Origin of the sequence: Pseudomonas sp. AP42, assembly GCF_001728935.1 — a bacterium.
GTDB classification, from domain to species: domain Bacteria; phylum Pseudomonadota; class Gammaproteobacteria; order Pseudomonadales; family Pseudomonadaceae; genus Aquipseudomonas; species Aquipseudomonas lactis.
The window spans coordinates 11,049-29,160 of the sequence record NZ_LYSO01000033.1 but is presented as its reverse complement, the minus strand read 5'-3'; the positions used below and the strand labels follow the sequence as shown (position 1 = coordinate 29,160).

The window sequence follows — 18,112 nt, the reverse complement described above, 5'->3', positions numbered from 1 at the left end:
ATTATGATCCGACTTCAAAGCCTAACATTACAGCGTGGCCCGCAACGTCTTCTTGAAGACGCCGAGCTGACCCTGCACGCCGGTCACAAAGCCGGCCTGATCGGTGCCAACGGCGCCGGAAAATCCACGTTGTTCGCCCTGTTGCTGGGTGAGCTGACCCCGGATTCCGGGGACTGCCTGCTGCCGGCCGACTGGCGCATCGCCCATATGCGCCAGGAGATCGACACCCTGGACCGCATCGCCATCGACTACGTGCTCGATGGCGACCTGCGCCTGCGTCAGGTGCAACACGACCTTGCCGAAGCCGAAAAAGCCCAGGACGGTGCCGCCCAGGCGCGCCTGCACTCGGAGCTGGACAGCGCCGACGGCTACACCGCCGACGCCCGCGCTCGCAAGATGCTCGCTGGCCTTGGGTTTACCAACGAACAGATGGACCGTCCGGTCGCCGATTTCTCCGGCGGCTGGCGCATGCGCCTGAACCTGGCCCAAGCGCTGATGTGTCCGTCGGACCTGTTGCTGCTCGACGAGCCGACCAACCACTTGGACCTCGATGCGATCCTGTGGCTGGAAGACTTCCTCAAAAGTTACCAGGGCACCTTGCTGTTGATCTCCCACGACCGGGATTTCCTCGACGCCGTGGTCGATAACATCGCCCATGTCGAACAGAAGAAAATCACCCTTTACCGTGGCGGCTATACCGCGTTCGAACGCGCCCGCGCCGAGCGCCTGGCCCAGCAGCAACAGGCCTACGAAAAACAACAGGCGCAACGTGCGCACATGGAAAGCTACATCGCCAGGTTCAAGGCCCAGGCCACCAAGGCCCGCCAGGCGCAGAGCCGGATCAAGGCCCTGGAACGCATGGAAGAGCTGTCGGCGGCTCATGTCGATTCGCCGTTCGACTTTGTCTTCCGTGAGTCGGTGAAGATCTCCAGCCCGCTGTTGGACCTCTCGGATGCTCGCCTGGGCTACGGCGACAAAACCATCCTGGAGAAGGTCAAGCTACAGCTCACGCCGGGCGCCCGCATCGGTTTGCTCGGCCCGAACGGCGCCGGCAAGTCGACACTGATCAAGAACCTCTCGGGTGAGCTTGAGCCGCTGGCCGGCCGCCTCACCCGGGGGGAGAACACGGTGGTGGGTTACTTCGCCCAGCACCAACTGGACTCGCTGGACGCCAAGGCCAGCCCGCTGTTGCACCTGCAACGCCTGGCGCCGACCGAGCGCGAGCAGACCCTGCGCGACTTCCTCGGCGGTTTCGACTTCCGTGGCGCGCGCATCGACGAGCCCGTGCTGAACTTCTCCGGTGGCGAAAAAGCCCGCCTGGCCCTGGCCCTGATCGCGTGGGACCGTCCCAACCTGCTGTTGCTCGACGAACCGACCAACCACCTGGACCTGGAGATGCGCCTGGCGCTGACCATGGCCCTGCAGGAATTCAGCGGTGCGGTATTGGTGGTGTCTCACGACCGTCATCTGCTCAAGAGCACTACCGACAACTTCCTGCTGGTGGCCGACGGCAAGGTCGAAGAGTTCGACGGCGACCTGGACGACTACGCGCGCTGGCTGACCGAATACCGCCTGCGCAACGCGCCGGCCAGCAACACGCCGGTCAACCCGGACAAAACCGACAAGAAAGCCCAGCGCCAGGCCGCCGCCGCGCTGCGCCAGCAGTTGGCACCGCACAAGCGCGAAGCCGACAAGCTGGAAGCCGAACTGGGCAAGGTGCATGAGCGCCTGGCCAAGATCGAAGCCAGCCTGGGCGACAGCGCTGTGTACGAGGCGGCGCGCAAGGACGAGCTGCGTGACTTGCTGGCCGAACAGGCCAAGCTCAAGGTGCGCGAGGGGCAATTGGAGGAAACCTGGATGGAGGCCCTCGAGTTGCTCGAAACCCTGCAAGCGCAGCTGGAGGCGCTGTCCTGATGGAGGCGTTGCAATTACCGGTACCGGTGCAATGGATCGAGCCCATCTGGATCGGCGTGCAAATCCTGCTGATCCTGCTGGCCGGCTACCTGGCCCAGCGCTTTGTCGCCAAGGGCCTTACGCGCCTGGGTGAGCGCTACCCGTTCCCGCCGCAATTGCTGATGCCCCTGCGCGGCGGCTTGCGCTGGCTGATCATGGGCAGTGCGTTGATCTTTGTGTTGGGCCGCCTGGGTGTGTCTGCCACGGTGTTGTGGACGGCCCTGTCGGGGTTTGTCGCGGTGGCGGCCGTGGCGTTCTTCGCCATGTGGTCGGTGCTGTCCAACCTGCTGTGCGCGATCCTGATCTTTACCGTCGGGCCGTTTCGCCTGGGTGATATCGTCGAGTTGGTGGACACCGTCGACAAGCCGGGCGTGAAGGGCCGGGTCGTGGCGATCAACTTGCTCTACACCACGCTGATCGAAGTCGAGGAAGCCGGGACCAACAGCGCGATGGTGCAGGTGCCCAATAGCCTGTTCTTCCAGCGCTCGGTACGCCGTTGGCCCGGCTCTGGCACCAACATCCTGTAGGCGCGAGCTTGCTCGCGAAGACCGTCAACGATAACGCAGCGCTAGCAGTCAGCCTGCATCGCCTGTGCATTTTTCGCGAGCAAGCTCGCTCCTACAGAAATCTATAGCCAGCCTTTGGTCGCTGGAGTTAGCTTAAGGCACAACCGCTAACTCCCTTACGAGGTGTGCAATGGCTCTCGATACATGGCTGGCCTTTTTCCTGGCCAGTTGGATCATCTCCCTTTCCCCTGGCGCCGGTGCCATCGCCTCGATGTCCAGCGGCCTGCAGTACGGTTTTGTACGTGGCTACTGGAACGCCATCGGCTTGCAGTTGGGCCTGGCGATGCAGATTGCCGTTGTGGCCGGCGGTTTGGGGGCCATTCTGGCGGCCTCGTCTACCGCGTTCTATGCGATCAAATGGTTTGGCGTGGCCTACCTCGTGTACCTGGCCATCAAGCAATGGCGCGCCTTGCCCATGGACATGACCGATGACGCCGCCGTGCGCCCCATCGGCAAGCCGATGGCGATGATGTTCCGCGGCTTTCTGGTCAACGCCAGCAACCCGAAGGCGCTGGTATTCATGCTGGCGGTGCTGCCGCAGTTCGTGAACCCGCAGGCGCCGTTGTTGGTCCAGTACCTGATCCTCGGCGCAACCATGATCAGCGTCGATATGATCGTGATGGCGGGTTATACGGGGTTGGCGTCGAAAGTCTTGCGCCTATTGCGTACACCCAAACAACAGAAGCGCGTAAACCGCACCTTTGCTGGGTTGTTTGTCGGCGCTGCCGGTTTCCTCGCCAGCCTGCATCGCGCCACGGCCTGACCAAGCGACTGGAGCAAAAATGTGGGAGCGGGCTTGCCCGCGAATGCGGAGTGTCAGTTGATACATTCATCACTGAACCACCGCATTCGCGAGCAAGCCCGCTCCCACATTGGTTTTATGGCGATATGAAATAACACCTTGAGTCGAATCCATTAAAGCTCAACAATAGTGTTACTTCGTATTTCCACTTGAGATTCATTCATGACCGCCCCTTTCCGCTTTCTCGCCTGGCTGCTGTTGCCGGCGTTGCTGTCGTGCAGCTTCAATCTGTTGGCCGCGACCGCCGAGGGCGCGCCGCAAGCCCTGCATTTGCTGGACTACATTGGCGCCGACTACCCACCGACGGTGGAGGCGGGCAAGGTGGTGGATGACTCGGAATACCGCGAACAAGTGGAGTTTCTCGGGGTATTGCAGGGGCTGGTGGCGGATTTGCCAGACAAGCCCGAGCGTGCCGAGCTGATAAAGGGCGTCGATGAACTGCTGGCCGCGGTCACTGCCCATCAGGACGGTGCAAGCGTTGCCCGCCAGGCCCGTCAATTGGGCGCCAAGCTGGCCGTGGCGTATGAAGTCAGCCAAGCCCCGGCCATCACGCCGGACCCGACGCGCGGCGCGCCGCTCTATGCCCAGCATTGTTCCGTGTGCCACGGCGCAGCAGGTGCCGGCGATGGCCCCGCAGGCATGGGCATGACCCCACCACCCGCTAACCTGCGCGATGCCACGCGCCTGGATCGCCTGAGCCTCTACGCGATCTACAACACCCTCGGCCTGGGCGTCGAAGGCACTGACATGCCGTCGTTCGCTGACCAACTGGACGACCGCCAGCGCTGGGACCTGGCAACCTATATCGCCGGCTTCACGGCCGACCCGGCCGCCGCCAAAGGCGAGCAGACGTTCAACCTGGCCGACCTGGCCCGCCAGACCCCCAATGAAGTGCTCGCCGCTGATGGCCCTGGCGCTGCGGCGACATTCCGCGCCCAGCGTGCGCAGCCGCCGCAGGTTCAGCGTGGCCCCGCGCAGTTGCTCGACTACACCGCCGGCACCCTGGACAAGAGCCTCGCGGCCTTCCGCAACGGCGACCACGAGCAGGCTTACGATCTGTCCGTCGCGGCTTACCTGGAAGGCTTCGAGCTGGTGGAAAGCTCCCTGGATAACGTCGATGCCAATGTGCGCAAAGACACCGAGAAGGCGCTGATGGCCTATCGGCAATCGTTGCAGGACGGTTTGCCTATCGAGCAGGTGCAGCAGCGCCTGGATGTGGCCAAGGGCAAACTCACTGAATCCGCTGGCTTGCTCGGCGGCGATGGCCTGAGCTGGTCGTTGAGCTATATCTCCGGCCTGCTGATCCTGCTGCGTGAAGGCCTGGAAGCGATTCTGGTGCTGGCAGCGATCCTCGCCTTCCTGCGTAACACCGGCCAGCAATCGGCGGTGCGCAGTGTCAACCTCGGCTGGGGCCTGGCGCTGTTGGCAGGCTTGGCCACCTGGGCCTTGGCGGCCTATGTCATCGACGTCAGCGGTGCCCAGCGAGAATTGCTCGAAGGCTGCACGGCGCTGTTCGCCAGTGTGATGGTGCTGTGGCTCGGCGTGTGGATGCACGACCGGCGTCACGCGGCGGCCTGGCAGGACTACATCAAGAGCAGCCTGGTGGGCGGCGGTGGGCGTTTCGGTTTTGCCGTGCTGGCGTTCTTCTCGGTGTATCGCGAACTGTTCGAAGTGATTCTGTTCTACGAAACCCTGTGGCTGCAGGCCGGCCCTGCCGGGCACAACGCGGTGCTGGCCGGTGGTGCCACGGCGCTGGTGCTGTTGGTGGGCCTGGCCTGGGTGATCCTGCGCGGTTCGGCGAAGCTGCCGCTGGCGCTGTTCTTCGGCATCAACGCCGCGTTGCTGTGTGCGCTGTCGGTGGTGTTCGCCGGGCACGGTGTGAAAGCCTTGCAGGAAGCAGGCATCTTCGGCACGCGGCCGGTGGCGTTCTTTGACTTCGATTGGCTGGGCATTCACGCCGATGCGTATTCGCTGGGCGCGCAGGCTGTGGCGATCCTGGCGATTGTGGTGCTGTATGGCCGTAGTCGCCTGAGCGAAAAGCGCCGGGTGGCGGCGTAGCATGCGGGTGTGGATCGACGCCGACGCCTGCCCTCGGGCGGCCAAGGACCAGGTGGTGAAGTTCGCCCTCAAGCGCCAGTTTGAGGTGGTGCTGGTGGCAGGGCAAAGCCAGATCAAACCGAGCTTTGCCTGTGTGAAGTTGATTGTGGTGCCCAGCGGGCCGGATGCCGCCGATGATTACCTGGTGGAGCATGCCGTGCCCGGCGAACTGGTGATTTGCAGCGACGTGCCCTTGGCCGACCGCCTGGTAAAGAAGGGGGTCACGGCCCTTGACCCGCGTGGCAAGGAATTCAGCCCGGCGAACATGAGCGAGCGGTTGGCGGTGCGTAACCTGTTTACCGACCTGCGCGAGCAAGGCCAGATGGGCGGCGGCCCACCGCCCCACGGCGAAAAGGACAAGCAGGCGTTTGCCAATGCACTGGACCGTATCCTCACCCGCTTGATGAAGCCTCTGTAGGAGCGAGCTTGCTCGCGAAAAACGTCAACGATAACGCGGGCACTCTGGATGAACGCGGCGCTCTCAGGTTCTTCGCGAGCAAGCTCGCTCCTACAGAAAGAGGGCGTCAGTCGTTCTCGTGGGTCAATTCCAATACCCGGTCCACCAGCTTGTTGATGCCGGACGCCACCTCGCTGATGTTCTTGCCCAGCATGTAGGCCGGCGTACTTACCAGCTTGCGCGCCGGGTCCTCGACGATGTCCTCCACCGTGCATTCGACGTGGGTGGCGCCCATCTTGTCCAGGGCTGCGGCAGTGTCGGCGTCGTTACCGATGGTGCAAGTCACGCCAGGGCCGTAGATTTTGGCGGCCAGGGCCGGCGAGATGCAGATCAACCCCACCGGCTTGCCCGCTTCGGCAAAGGCTTCAGCCAGCGCCAGCACCTGCGGGTTGATGCTGCAGCCGGCGCCTTCCACGGCAAAGTTCGACAGGTTCTTGGCCGCGCCAAAACCGCCCGGCACGATCAGCGCGTCAAAGTCTGCGGCATTGGCTTGGCCAATATCCTTCACGGCGCCGCGGGCGATGCGCGCCGATTCCACCAGCACATTGCGCGACTCGGGCATTTCTTCGCCCGTGAGGTGGTTGATCACGTGCAACTGCGCAACGTCGGGTGCAAAGCATTCCACTTGAGCGCCGCGCTGGTCCAGGCGCAGCAGGGTGATCACGCTTTCATGGATCTCTGCGCCGTCGTACACGCCACAGCCGGAAAGGATCACTGCAATCTTTTTGCTCATGGGCATTTCTCCTGATTCATGGCGTTAAATGTCTACTAATTTGTAACCTGTTGCCAATGGGATCTCACGTCGCTGCACCTAATCTTGATGTAACAAAAATAGACCGGACTAGCCCATGGACTTTGTGCCTTACGCAGTACCGTTTTTTATTGCCCTGATCGTGGTGGAGTTGTTGGCCGACCGTTGGCGCGGCGTGCGTAACTACCGGGTGGCGGATGCCATCAACAGCCTCAGCACCGGTGTGCTGTCCACCACCACCGGCTTGCTCACCAAGGGCGTGGGCCTGCTGACCTACGCGTTCGCCCTCAAGCACTTGGCGCTTTTTGACTTGCCGGCCCAGAGTGCCTGGACCTGGGTATTCGCCTTCGTGTTCTATGACTTCTGCTACTACTGGCTGCACCGTATGGGCCATGAGCGCAACATCCTGTGGGCCGCGCATTCGGTGCATCACCAGAGCGAGGACTACAACCTCAGCACTGCCTTGCGCCAGACCAGCACCGGTTTCCTGCTGAGCTGGATCTTCTACCTGCCGCTGGCGGTGGCCGGCGTGCCGCTGGTGGTGTTTATCAGCGTGGCGTCGCTCAACCTGCTGTATCAATTCTGGGTCCATACACGCCATGTTCCCAAGCTCGGCTGGGTCGAATGGTTTTTCGTCACGCCGTCCAATCATCGGGCCCACCATGCACAGAACGCTCTCTACATGGATCGCAACTACGGCGGGGTGTTCATTATTTGGGACCGGCTGTTCGGCACCTTCCAGGAGGAAGACGACAACGAACCGGTGATTTTCGGCGTGACCACACCCCTGGCCAGCTGGAACCCGCTGTGGGCTAACCTGCAGTTTTATGCGCAGCTCTGGAGTGACGCCCGGCGCACTGAGCGTTGGTGGGACAAGCTGCGCATCTGGTTCATGCGCACCGGTTGGCGGCCGGCGGACGTCAAGGCCCAGTACCCGATGGCCAAGCCGGACCTGAGCCAGTTCCGCAAATTCGAGGTGCCGCTGGACGTGCGCCAACAGGTCTACATCGCCTTGCAGTTTGCGGCTTATGTGGGGTTTGGCAGCTATCTGATGAATTTCGGTGAGGGCTTGCCCACCTCGGCGCTGGTCCTCGGCTGGGGCACGATGGCGCTGGGGCTGTTTACTCTGGGGGTGGCGCTGGAGAATCGGCCATGGGCACTGAAGGCCGAGCTGGCGCGCCTGGCGCTGAATGTGCCCTTGGTATGGCTGGCGCCGCTGGTGGGGTTGTGGCCCGCCAGCAACCTGGGCTGGCTGGGCCTGGCGAGCTACAGCCTGCTCAGTATCATCGGCCTCTACTGTTGCAGAAGCCGGCTTACTCGGTTGGCGTCTTAGGCGTTTCGACCGGGGCTGGCTCGTTGGCCAGCCGAGCCTTGGCCTCGACACAGGCTTGGCGGGCGATGCGGGCATTCTTGAAGCGACGGCGCAGCCACAGGCCAAAGCCCAGCACCAGCAAGGCGCCCAGCACCCACAGCTCGTATTTCTTGACGCTGCCGAGCATGCCTTCCAGCACCGCGCCGAAGTGATAGGCCGCCGCCCCCAGTGCCGCGGCCCAGATCGCCGCGCCAATACCGTTGAGGACCAGGTAGCGCAACGGTGGATAGCCAGACAAGCCAATCGCCACGGGCATCACCGTGCGCAAGCCGTAGACGAAGCGGAAACTCAATACCCAGATATCCGGATGCTTGCGGATATGTTCCAGTGCCTTGTCGCCCATCAATTGCCAGCGCGGCTTGCGCGCCAGCAACTTGCGGCCGTGCTTGCGCCCCATGTAGTACCAGAGCTGGTCGCCGGCGTAGCTGCCAAAAAAGGCAACGACCACCACCAGGTTGATATCCATGTAGCCACGGAACGCCAGGAAGCCTGCGAGTACAAGGATGGTCTCGCCTTCGAAGAACGTGCCGAGAAAAAGGGCAAAGTAGCCGAAGTCATGCAGAAATTGTTGAAGCATGGTCTAGGGTGCTGGCGAAATGAACGCGCAGCCTACGCCTTCACGAAGATTCATGAAAGTATCGAGATGTGTCACGAAGTGAACAATTCCTACGCAAATGACGAATGGGACTACAGGTCGCGTCGATAAGCACAACTGTCATTCATTCGTCATAATGGCCGCTTATAACTGCAACGCTCGCCCGTAAACACGGGCTCAGGAGTCTGTCGTGAGCTTTACCCCTGCCAATCGCCTGTTCCCCGCCACCCGTCTGCGTCGCAATCGTCGTGATGATTTTTCTCGTCGCCTGGTACGTGAAAATGTACTGACCACGAATGATCTGATCCTGCCGGTTTTCGTGCTTGACGGTGAAAATCGTCGGGAAGCGGTGGCGTCGATGCCGGGTGTGGAGCGTCTGACCATTGATTTGTTGCTTGAAGAAGCGGCGAATTGGGTCGAGTTGGGCATTCCGGCGCTGGCGCTGTTTCCGGTGACTCCGGCGGAACTCAAGTCCCTGGACGCCGCTGAAGCCTGGAACCCCGAAGGGATTGCCCAGCGTGCCACCCGTGCCCTGCGCGAGCGCTTCCCGGAACTGGGGGTGATCACCGACGTGGCGCTGGACCCGTTCACCACTCACGGCCAGGATGGCATTCTTGACGAAGACGGTTATGTTCAGAACGACATCACCGTCGATGCACTGGTCAAGCAGGCGTTGTCCCACGCCGCGGCAGGCGCCCAGGTGGTTGCACCGTCTGACATGATGGACGGACGCATCCAGGCGATCCGCGAAGCCCTTGAGCTGGCTGGCCACGTCAATGTACGGATCATGGCCTACTCGGCCAAATACGCCAGCGCCTACTACGGCCCATTCCGCGATGCGGTAGGCTCGGCGCTGAACCTGGGCAAGGCCAACAAGGCCTCGTACCAGATGGACCCGGCCAACAGCCAAGAGGCCCTGCACGAAGTGGCAGCCGACCTGGCCGAAGGCGCCGATATGGTGATGGTCAAGCCGGGGATGCCCTACCTGGACATTCTTTACCGGGTCAAAGAGGAATTCAAAGTGCCGACCTTTGTCTATCAGGTCAGCGGTGAATACGCCATGCACATGGCGGCAATCCAGAATGGTTGGTTGAGTGAAGGGGTGATCCTCGAATCCCTGACTGCCTTTAAACGTGCCGGCGCTGATGGCATTCTGACCTACTTCGCCGCCCGCGCCGCCCAATTGCTTAGAGAGCAACAATAGCCCTCACAGGAACACTCGATGAATACCGAAGGACTCTCAGAAGTTGCCGTAAAAGACGCTCACCCGGTGGTTGAACAAGTCGCCCAGACCCCGCCGGAGCTGGAGCCCGCACCGCCTGCGGTGGTGGCTGAAGCGCCGGCGCCGGCGCCGGTGCCCGTGGTCACCAACCTGGATGACAGCAGCCTGTACATCCACCGCGAGTTGTCACAACTGCAATTCAACATCCGTGTGCTCGAGCAGGCGCTGGATGAGTCCTACCCCTTGCTGGAGCGGCTGAAATTCCTGCTGATCTTCTCCAGCAACCTGGACGAGTTCTTCGAGATCCGTGTTGCCGGCCTCAAGAAGCAGATCACCTTCGCCCGTGAACAAGCCGGTGCCGACGGCCTGCAACCGCACCAGGCCCTGGCGCGCATCAGTGAACTGGTGCACGGCCATGTGGACCGCCAGTACGCGATCCTCAACGATATCCTGCTGCCGGAACTGGAAAAGCATCAGGTCCGCTTCATTCGTCGTCGTCACTGGACCGCCAAGATCAAGACCTGGGTACGCCGTTACTTCCGGGACGAGATTTCGCCGATCATCACGCCTATCGGCCTCGACCCGACGCACCCGTTCCCCTTGCTGGTGAACAAGAGCCTCAACTTCATCGTCGAGCTTGAAGGTATCGACGCCTTTGGCCGCGACTCGGGCCTGGCGATCATCCCGGCGCCGCGTCTGTTGCCACGCATCATCAAGGTACCGGAAGAGGTGGGTGGCGCTGGCGACAACTATGTATTCCTGTCGTCGATGATCCACGCGCACGCCGATGACCTGTTCCAGGGCATGAAGGTCAAGGGCTGCTATCAGTTCCGCCTGACCCGTAACGCCGACCTGGCGCTGGACTCCGAAGACGTCGAAGACTTGGCCCGTGCCCTGCGTGGCGAGCTGTTCTCACGGCGCTACGGCGACGCGGTGCGCCTGGAAGTGGCGGACACCTGCCCCAAACACCTGTCGGACTACCTGCTCAAGCAGTTCAACCTGGCAGAGTCGGAGCTGTACCAGGTCAACGGCCCCGTGAACCTGACGCGCCTGTTCAGCATCACCGGCTTGGACAGCCACCCGGAGCTGCAATACAAGCCGTTCACCCCGCAGATCCCGAAACTTTTGCAAAACAGCGAGAACATCTTCAGCGTGGTGAGCAAGCAGGACATCCTGCTGCTGCACCCCTTCGAGTCGTTCACCCCGGTGGTCGACCTGTTGCGCCAGGCCGCCAAAGACCCGCATGTGCTGGCCGTGCGCCAGACCCTGTACCGCAGCGGCGCCAACTCGGAAATCGTTGATGCGCTGGTGGATGCGGCGCGTAACGGCAAGGAAGTCACCGCGGTGATCGAGCTGCGTGCACGTTTCGACGAAGAGTCCAACCTGCAACTGGCCAGCCGCTTGCAAGCGGCCGGTGCGGTGGTGATCTACGGCGTGGTCGGCTTCAAGACCCACGCCAAGATGATGCTGATCCTGCGCCGTGAAGCCGGTGAGATCGTGCGCTACGCCCACTTGGGTACCGGCAACTATCACGCCGGCAACGCCAAGCTCTACACCGACTACAGTTTGCTGACGTCCGACGACGCGCTGTGCGAAGACGTTGGCAAATTGTTCAGCCAGTTGATCGGCATGGGCAAGACCTTGCGCATGAAGAAACTGCTGCACGCGCCGTTCACGCTCAAGAAGGGCATGCTCGACATGATTGCCCGTGAGACCCAGTTCGCCCTTGATGGCAAACCTGCGCACATCATCGCCAAGTTCAACTCGCTGACCGACCCGAAGATCATCCGCGCGTTGTACAAGGCCAGCCAGTCCGGTGTGCGCATCGACCTGGTGGTGCGTGGCATGTGCTGCCTGCGCCCCGGCATTGTGGGCGTGTCGCATAACATCCACGTGCGCTCGATCATTGGCCGCTTCCTGGAGCACACCCGCGTGTTCTACTTCCTCAATGGTGGCGAAGAGCAGATGTTCCTCTCCAGCGCCGACTGGATGGAGCGCAACCTCGACAAGCGCGTGGAGACCTGCTTCCCGGTGGAAGGCAAGAAGTTGATCATGCGGGTCAAGAAGGAGCTGGAAAGCTACCTGACCGACAACACCCACAGCTGGAGCTTGCAGTCGGATGGGCGCTACGTGCGTAATACCCCGACCGGCAACCAGAACCCGCGCAGCGCGCAGGCGACGTTGTTGGAGAAGTTGGGTAGCCCGATTCTTGCGGTGAACTAGCTCAGGTATAAGCAATTTCATGTGGGAGCGGGCTTGCTCGCGAAGGCGGTGGGTCAGTCAATGCATCTGGTGACTGATCCAGCGCCTTCGCGAGCAAGCCCGCTCCCACATTTGTTTTGCAGTGTGCTTTAGCGCAGGTTCAGGCTGAACCCTACGCGCGTCAGCCATTCCGCTTCCTGGGCGAAGTCCGCCTGGGTCAGCTGGTTTTCATCCAGCCAGCCTTTGGGGAACATCACTTCCAGGCTGTCGCCATCGGCGCGCAGTTTGACCTGAGGCATTTCTTGGGTGCCACGGATGTGGTGGAACAGGATTGCAAAGCGCAGCAGCGCACACAGGCGGATCAGCTTGATGCCGTCTTTACCGAACTCGGCAAACTTGTCCTTGGGAATATTGCGACGATGACCGCGCACCAACAGCGCGAGCATTTGCTGGTCTTCCCGTGAGAAACCGGCCAGGTCCGAGTGTTCGATCAGGTAGGCGCCGTGCTTGTGGTAATGGTAGTGGGCGATGTCCAGGCCCACTTCGTGCACCTTGGCTGCCCAGCCCAATAGCTCGCGCCAGACGCCGTCTTCCAGGTCCCAGTCCTCGGCCACCTGGTCAAAGGCGTGCAAGGCTTTGCGCTCCACACGGGCGGCTTGTTCCAGGTCGACGTGGTAACGCTCCATCAGCGAGCTGAGGGTGCGCTCGCGCACGTCTTCATGGTGATGACGGCCCAGCAGGTCGTAGAGCACACCTTCGCGCAGGGCGCCGTCACAGTGGTCCATGCGTTGCAGTTCGAGAGCGTCGAAGATCGCTTCGAGAATCGCCAGGCCCGCAGGGAAAATGGCGCGACGGTCGGGCTTGATGCCGTCGAAGTCGATTTTCTCTGCATCCCCCAGCTTGAACAGCTTGCGCTTGAGCCACGCCAGGCCTTCGGCGTTCACCTCGCCGGTGCCATGGCCGCCGGCTTTCAAGGCCAGGCCAATGGCACGGATGGTGCCGGACGAGCCGATGGCTTCATCCCAGGTCAGGCGGTGCAGGGCATGTTCGATGCTCATGATTTCCAGGCGCGCTGCGGTGTAAGCCTGGGCGTAGCGCGCCGGGGTGATCTTGCCATCCTTGAAATAACGCTGGGTGAAACTCACGCACCCCATCTGCAGGCTTTCACGCAGCAGTGGTTCGAAACGCTGGCCGATGATGAACTCGGTGCTACCGCCGCCAATGTCGGCCACCAGGCGTTTGCCGGGGGTATCGGCCAGGGTGTGGGACACGCCGAGGTAGATCAGGCGCGCCTCTTCACGGCCCGAGATGACTTCCACCGGATGCCCGAGGATTTCCTCGGCGCGATGGATGAACTCGTTGCGGTTGCGCGCTTCGCGCAAGGCGTTGGTGCCTACGATACGCACCGCGCCAGGGGGCATGCCGTTGATCAACTGGGCGAAACGCTTGAGGCAATCGAGCCCGCGCTGCATGGATTCTTCATTGAGCTTGCGCTCGTCGTCGATCCCGGCGGCCAGTTGCACTTTCTCGCCGAGCCGCTCAAGGATGCGGATCTCGCCGTTCTGGGCCTTGGCCACGACCATATGAAAGCTGTTGGAGCCCAGGTCGATGGCGGCGATCAAGGACAGATTCTTGGCTTGGGATTGCGGCATGGTTTGGGGATCTCGGTCGATAACCTTGCCATCGTGCCACGATCGACCGCTGACGCCAACGCGTTGTGCTTCGGTAATTGGCCCGATGTTGCCCGCGGGGAAATATCTGGGAAGTGTAGGGCGGCTTCGCGCACTTTAAGCGAATAGGTAATCCGATACTGTAAGACGTTTTAACTGTATGTCGTCGTAAGTTGCGTACGACACTGCCTACAAGTAATCGGGGTAGTAGATGATTTGGTTGCAGGTAGAGGACTACTTTGCTGGTGGAATAAAGTCGCTTCCAGACTTAATAGAGGCCACAGTAAATACCGTGTTGTCTGATTTTTTTACCAAGCACCCAGGCACCAGACTGTCAGTCGGCAATTTTGCCTGGGTGTTATTTATTTATAGTTTTGTATTACGGAAAATAAGGTGTTGGGCGATGGAGTCGCCAGAACCGAAATAAAGAACGCCTGTTAATTCCAAATGACAGGACGAACATGAAAAAGATTATTGGATTAACCGTCGGTATGGCGTGCCTGGCTGCGGCCCTCAATGCCCAGGCAACCACCAGTGCGCAGTTGGTCGTCAGGGGCACGATTACACCGGCTGCCTGCAACCTCAGCCTGGCAGGCAGTGGCATCATCGACTACGGCACGATTCGCTCGGGTGAGTTGTCCCGCACGGCATTCAACCCGCGCGAAGAGAGGACCACTTCGCTGGTGATCAATTGCGGCACCACGCCTGCCAGGTTCGGGCTCACGTTTAGCGATTTGCAAGCGGGCAGCAAGGTGACGGGCATCCTCGGCGCGGGCTTCACCGAAGCACAGAACTATGGTTTGGGTATGGTGGGCGCCCGGCGTACCGGTGGCTATTCGGTCACTCTCAGGGACCTCAGGTCGTCCGGCACGACGCTGTTTCCGATCATGCGCACCGGCCTTGGGGCCTGGTACAACAGCGATGGCAAGGTGGCCCAGTCGCCCAGCCAGTACTCCTGGCGTAATGGAGCGGCGATTACCCCTGCCGCTATCAGCCAATTGACCGGCACGCTTGCGGTGAAAGCGGTGATCAATAAGGCTCAGGATCTGGATTTAAGCCGCGACATTTCCATTGATGGGCGCGCCACGCTTGTATTGAGCTACATCTAAATAACCCAAAACAGCCGATCAAGAAACTGACCCTTTCTTATTGGCTGTTTTTCTATGGGCGCGTAATTACCAATCGTCAATGGCATGAGTGAGGGGAATATTGAGTGCGTGGGTTTTTAATAAGTTGTGCGCTGTTGTGGCATCTGTTTTTCAGTACTGTTGCCGCCGCTGACGGTATGTTGCCGGAAACGACAGTGGTGGTGCTTTATGAAGAGGACGGCGAAGCTACTCTTAGTATCAAGAACACCGATGCGGGGCCGGCGCTGCTGCATTCCGTTGTTGAGAATGTGCCTGAAGACCTGGAGCCGCTACTGATTGTCACACCGCCGGTTACCCGTGTGGAGGCAGGCGACACCCAGCTGGTGCGTTTTATCAGCACCCTGAAACAGCCGCTCAAGACCCAGCGGCTCAAGCGCGTGTCGTTCGAGGGCATACCCCAGGCGCGTGCTGCCGGTGGTGCGACCATCGGCATCACCCTGCGACAGAATTTGCCGCTGATCCTGCACCCGCAAGGCCTGCCACGGCACCACACGCCCTGGGAGTTGTTGACGTGGAAGCGCGTCGGGGACCGGCTCAGCGTCCACAACGACAGCGCCTATGTAGTGCGCCTGGCGCCGGATGTGCAACTGCTGCCACAAGGCACACTGGCGACATTGCCGCGCACTTACATTTTGCCAGGTGAGGCGTTGGTGGCGAAGGGCGAAGGTCCGTTGGGCAATGTGGCTCACGTAGAGATCCAGCCCGCCACGGTCTACGGTTTTTCGGTAGATAACTACCGAGCGCCGGTCACCACCGATGAAGGTTGATCGGTTCATGATCCCTTCGAGGCGGGGCATCGCTGGTACTGCCTGGCCCGGTCGGTCCAAGTTGTCCATCGGCTTCGCGGCGCTCTGGAGTTTGCCTGGTATCGCGACCGCACTGGAACTCGGTGAAGGGTTTGACCTGGCGGCCCTCACCACCCACGGCATAGACCCCAAGATTGCCGATTACTTTCGCAGTGCGGCGCGCTTTCGCGAAGGTGTCCAGGTGGTGGGGTTGCGGGTCAATGGCAACCCGCTTGGGCGGGTGGATGCTCGGTTTGGTCCACAGGGGGAGTTATGTTTCACCCCTGGGTTACTGGAGAAGGCCGGGCTGGTGAAACCCGGCGCAATCCTGCAGCCAGGCGCCCGGCCAGACCAGGCCTGTCATGATTTTCTCGGCGCATTTCCAGCGACGATGGTGCGCCTGCGTCCCGGTACCGACGAAGTGGTGCTGGTGGTGCCGACCCAGGCCTTGCGCGAACCCGAGTGGGATAGCGGGGATTTTTCCCAGGGTGGCGCGGCAGCGTTGTTCAACTATGACGTGCTGGGTTACGACAGCCATTCGCGCAGCGGACCCAGCCGGTTCGTGTCGGCCCACACTGAAGCGGGTTTCAACCTCGACGATTGGATTGTCCGCAGCCGCCAGTTCTACGTGTCGGACAACGGCCAGACCCGTACCGAACACTTGCACGCTTATGCCCAGCGGGATATCGCCGCGTTGCGTTCGACGTTCCAGGCAGGCCAGCTCTCCAGTAATAACCCGCTGTTTGGCGGGATCCAACTATCGGGCGTGCAGTTCTCCCCCGATGGGCAGTCCAGAACACCCGCAGGCGGCAATCTCGCCGTGGTCGAGGGGTTGGCCCAAAGCCAATCGCGGGTCGAAATACGCCAGTCCGGTGTGTTGGTCCACAGTACGTTGGTGCCTGAAGGACCGTTCCGGCTGGCGGGCTTGCCCCTGCTCAACGCCACCAGCGACCTTGAGGTCAGCGTGATTGATGTGCGGGGCGCCAAGCGCAGTTTCGTGGTACCGGCGGCATCATTCGCGGGGGCTGCCCCGGCGGCGCCTGGTTACTATTTATCGGTGGGCGAACTGCGCAGAGCGGCGGGTGAGGAAGGGCCATCCCCGGTGATCGCCATGGCCAGTGGCACCTGGGGGCTGGGGAGCCACTCGTCCGCGGGTTTTGGCTTGTTGAGTACCGATGACTATTGGGCGGCAGGGGGCACCCTGAGCAGCGTGTTTTTCCAGCGGGTTTCTGTCAACGCACGCCATAACCTGTCCCGAGACAGCCATAAGGCCGTGTCCGGCTCACGCAGCAGCCTGTCACTGAGCAGCCCGGTCGGGGCCAATATCGACGTCAACCTCAGCGCCACCACGCAGACGCGTGGTTATCGCGAAGTCACGGAGGTGGGCCAGTCGCTCAGGGCCGATGATCTCAATTCGCACTTCAAAAACCAGTACACCGCGGGCGTGAGCTGGGCCGAACCCACGCTGGGCGTATTTTCTTTGAATTACACCCGCAGCGCGCAATTTGGCGGGCAAACCAGCGAGCATGTGTTTGCCTCATGGAACAAGTCGTTTGGCCGGGCCGATGTGGCACTGATCGCTGACTCCCAAGTGGGCGGCTCACGGGCTCGCCGTGACGCCAACTATGCCGGTAGCCGGCGTGATCGTGCGGTAGATAACGACGTGTCCCTGCGCTTGCAGGTCAGTGTGCCCCTGGGCGGCGATCGCCGTGTGAGCAGCTACACCAGCCGCCGGGGGGAGCAATTTACCGCCGGCACTGCACTGAGCGAACGGGTCAACGAGTATGTGAACTACGAAGTGGCTGTGGAGCGTGACATGCGAGCCCGAGAGCAATCGTTGCGTGGGCAAGTGGACGTGTTGCCACGCTATGCACGAGTGGGCCTGGGCGTCAGCCGCGACCCGTTGGGTAGCAGCTACACAGGCCAGTTGCAGGGGGGCGTGGTGGCTCACGACGGCGGGCTGACCTTTTCGCCGTACAGCGTGCAGGACACGTTTGGCATCGTCTCGGTCGGCGATATCGGCTCGGCGAAAGTCGAGACGCCACAAGGCCCGGTATGGACCGACTTCAGCGGCCAGGCGGTGATCGCCGGCTTGCCGGCCTACACCAACAGCCGCGTCCAGGTGCAGACCCCTTCGTTGCCCAAGCAGGTAGACCTGAAAAACGGCACCCAGGTCATTTCGGCGGGCCGAGGCTCATTCAATCACGTGGATTTTGACGTGGTGAAAGTACGCCGGATGCTGGTGACCGCCAATGATCAGCACGGCCGGCCATTGCCTCAGGGCGCCTCGGTGTTCGGCAAGGACAATCGCTTTGTCACCAGCGTGGTGGGCGAGGGCATGATTTTTCTCAACGACGTCTCCGAGTCGCAAAACCTGAGGGTTTCATTGCCCGACTCTTCCACTTGCCTGTTGCACATCGACCCCGAGGTCAAGCCCGACAATGACAAATTCTATGAAGCTGCATCGGCGGTATGCCAGGGTGGTTAAGCGT

14 protein-coding genes and 1 pseudogene are annotated in these 18,112 nt (G+C 61.3%); 12 read left to right on the top strand and 3 right to left on the bottom strand.

Going from position 1 to position 18,112, the window contains the following annotated elements; translation table 11 throughout:
- Positions 1-3 precede the first annotated feature (3 nt).
- From abc-f to A7K61_RS33735, 6 genes and pseudogenes are all read left to right on the top strand, one after another.
- On the top strand, positions 4-1,914 hold the full coding sequence (gene abc-f, locus A7K61_RS14300; protein ID WP_047712050.1) for a ribosomal protection-like ABC-F family protein: 1,911 nt from the start codon (positions 4-6) through the stop codon (positions 1,912-1,914).
- Positions 1,914-2,480, top strand: a complete 567-nt coding sequence (locus A7K61_RS14295; RefSeq protein WP_003195372.1) for a mechanosensitive ion channel family protein — start codon at positions 1,914-1,916, stop codon at positions 2,478-2,480. The genes abc-f and A7K61_RS14295 overlap by 1 nt, the downstream gene beginning before the upstream one ends.
- 169 nt (positions 2,481-2,649) lie before the next feature.
- On the top strand, positions 2,650-3,282 hold the full coding sequence (locus A7K61_RS14290) for a LysE family transporter (RefSeq protein WP_003195369.1): 633 nt from the start codon (positions 2,650-2,652) through the stop codon (positions 3,280-3,282).
- Between the two features lie 201 nt (positions 3,283-3,483).
- On the top strand, positions 3,484-5,379 hold the full coding sequence (locus A7K61_RS14285; RefSeq protein WP_069557809.1) for an FTR1 family protein: 1,896 nt from the start codon (positions 3,484-3,486) through the stop codon (positions 5,377-5,379).
- Position 5,380: 1 nt separating this feature from the next.
- On the top strand, positions 5,381-5,836 hold the full coding sequence (locus A7K61_RS14280; RefSeq protein ID WP_032894581.1) for a YaiI/YqxD family protein: 456 nt from the start codon (positions 5,381-5,383) through the stop codon (positions 5,834-5,836).
- A gap of 8 nt (positions 5,837-5,844) precedes the next feature.
- A pseudogene (locus A7K61_RS33735) lies at positions 5,845-5,931 on the top strand (outer membrane lipoprotein carrier protein LolA); the annotation flags it as partial.
- Between the two features lie 11 nt (positions 5,932-5,942).
- Here the strand turns inward: A7K61_RS33735 and elbB are convergent.
- On the bottom strand, positions 5,943-6,608 hold the full coding sequence (gene elbB / locus A7K61_RS14275) for an isoprenoid biosynthesis glyoxalase ElbB (RefSeq protein WP_044269766.1): 666 nt from the start codon (positions 6,606-6,608) through the stop codon (positions 5,943-5,945).
- A 115-nt stretch (positions 6,609-6,723) separates the two neighbouring features.
- Between elbB and A7K61_RS14270 the strand changes: the two genes are divergently transcribed.
- On the top strand, positions 6,724-7,959 hold the full coding sequence (locus A7K61_RS14270) for a sterol desaturase family protein (RefSeq protein WP_047712048.1): 1,236 nt from the start codon (positions 6,724-6,726) through the stop codon (positions 7,957-7,959).
- On the opposite strand, the gene A7K61_RS14265 is transcribed toward A7K61_RS14270, so the two are convergent.
- The gene (locus tag A7K61_RS14265) at positions 7,940-8,575 is read right to left on the bottom strand and encodes a DedA family protein (RefSeq protein ID WP_047712047.1); all 636 of its coding nucleotides are present in this window, start codon (positions 8,573-8,575) and stop codon (positions 7,940-7,942) included. The two genes, A7K61_RS14270 and A7K61_RS14265, sit on opposite strands and share 20 nt — an antisense overlap.
- Before the next feature lie 208 nt (positions 8,576-8,783).
- Between A7K61_RS14265 and hemB the strand changes: the two genes are divergently transcribed.
- Complete coding sequence (gene hemB / locus A7K61_RS14260) at positions 8,784-9,797, top strand: porphobilinogen synthase (protein ID WP_032894586.1); 1,014 nt, start codon at positions 8,784-8,786, stop codon at positions 9,795-9,797.
- 18 nt (positions 9,798-9,815) lie between these two features.
- Positions 9,816-12,038: a polyphosphate kinase 1 gene (ppk1, locus tag A7K61_RS14255; protein WP_032894587.1), complete on the top strand. Its 2,223-nt coding sequence runs from the start codon at positions 9,816-9,818 to the stop codon at positions 12,036-12,038.
- A 128-nt stretch (positions 12,039-12,166) separates the two neighbouring features.
- On the opposite strand, the gene ppx is transcribed toward ppk1, so the two are convergent.
- On the bottom strand, positions 12,167-13,669 hold the full coding sequence (gene ppx / locus A7K61_RS14250; RefSeq protein ID WP_044269760.1) for an exopolyphosphatase: 1,503 nt from the start codon (positions 13,667-13,669) through the stop codon (positions 12,167-12,169).
- Between the two features lie 479 nt (positions 13,670-14,148).
- Here ppx and A7K61_RS14245 point away from each other — a divergent pair, with 479 nt between their 5' ends.
- From A7K61_RS14245 to A7K61_RS14235, 3 genes are all read left to right on the top strand, one after another.
- Entirely contained in the window at positions 14,149-14,796 is a 648-nt protein-coding gene (locus tag A7K61_RS14245) for a DUF1120 domain-containing protein (RefSeq protein ID WP_069557808.1), read from the top strand.
- Positions 14,797-14,972: 176 nt separating this feature from the next.
- Positions 14,973-15,602, top strand: coding sequence for a fimbria/pilus chaperone family protein (locus A7K61_RS14240; protein WP_044269865.1), 630 nt, complete (start codon positions 14,973-14,975; stop codon positions 15,600-15,602).
- A 7-nt stretch (positions 15,603-15,609) separates the two neighbouring features.
- Positions 15,610-18,108 carry a fimbria/pilus outer membrane usher protein gene (locus A7K61_RS14235; RefSeq protein ID WP_256557845.1) on the top strand — a complete coding sequence of 833 codons (2,499 nt, stop codon included), beginning with the start codon at positions 15,610-15,612 and terminating at the stop codon, positions 18,106-18,108.
- Positions 18,109-18,112: the final 4 nt, after the last annotated feature.

Excerpts from the sequence above, each read along its gene's own strand:
- abc-f (WP_047712050.1), top strand. The coding sequence starts at position 4 with ATGATCCGACTTCAAAGCCTAACATTACAGCGTGGCCCGCAACGTCTT.
- A7K61_RS14295 (WP_003195372.1), top strand. The coding sequence starts at position 1,914 with ATGGAGGCGTTGCAATTACCGGTACCGGTGCAATGGATCGAGCCCATC.
- A7K61_RS14290 (WP_003195369.1), top strand. The coding sequence starts at position 2,650 with ATGGCTCTCGATACATGGCTGGCCTTTTTCCTGGCCAGTTGGATCATC.
- A7K61_RS14285 (WP_069557809.1), top strand. The coding sequence starts at position 3,484 with ATGACCGCCCCTTTCCGCTTTCTCGCCTGGCTGCTGTTGCCGGCGTTG.
- A7K61_RS14280 (WP_032894581.1), top strand. The coding sequence starts at position 5,381 with ATGCGGGTGTGGATCGACGCCGACGCCTGCCCTCGGGCGGCCAAGGAC.
- elbB (WP_044269766.1), bottom strand. The coding sequence starts at position 6,608 with ATGAGCAAAAAGATTGCAGTGATCCTTTCCGGCTGTGGCGTGTACGAC.
- A7K61_RS14270 (WP_047712048.1), top strand. The coding sequence starts at position 6,724 with ATGGACTTTGTGCCTTACGCAGTACCGTTTTTTATTGCCCTGATCGTG.
- A7K61_RS14265 (WP_047712047.1), bottom strand. The coding sequence starts at position 8,575 with ATGCTTCAACAATTTCTGCATGACTTCGGCTACTTTGCCCTTTTTCTC.
- ppk1 (WP_032894587.1), top strand. The coding sequence starts at position 9,816 with ATGAATACCGAAGGACTCTCAGAAGTTGCCGTAAAAGACGCTCACCCG.
- ppx (WP_044269760.1), bottom strand. The coding sequence starts at position 13,669 with ATGCCGCAATCCCAAGCCAAGAATCTGTCCTTGATCGCCGCCATCGAC.
- A7K61_RS14245 (WP_069557808.1), top strand. The coding sequence starts at position 14,149 with ATGAAAAAGATTATTGGATTAACCGTCGGTATGGCGTGCCTGGCTGCG.
- A7K61_RS14240 (WP_044269865.1), top strand. The coding sequence starts at position 14,973 with ATGTTGCCGGAAACGACAGTGGTGGTGCTTTATGAAGAGGACGGCGAA.
- A7K61_RS14235 (WP_256557845.1), top strand. The coding sequence starts at position 15,610 with ATGATCCCTTCGAGGCGGGGCATCGCTGGTACTGCCTGGCCCGGTCGG.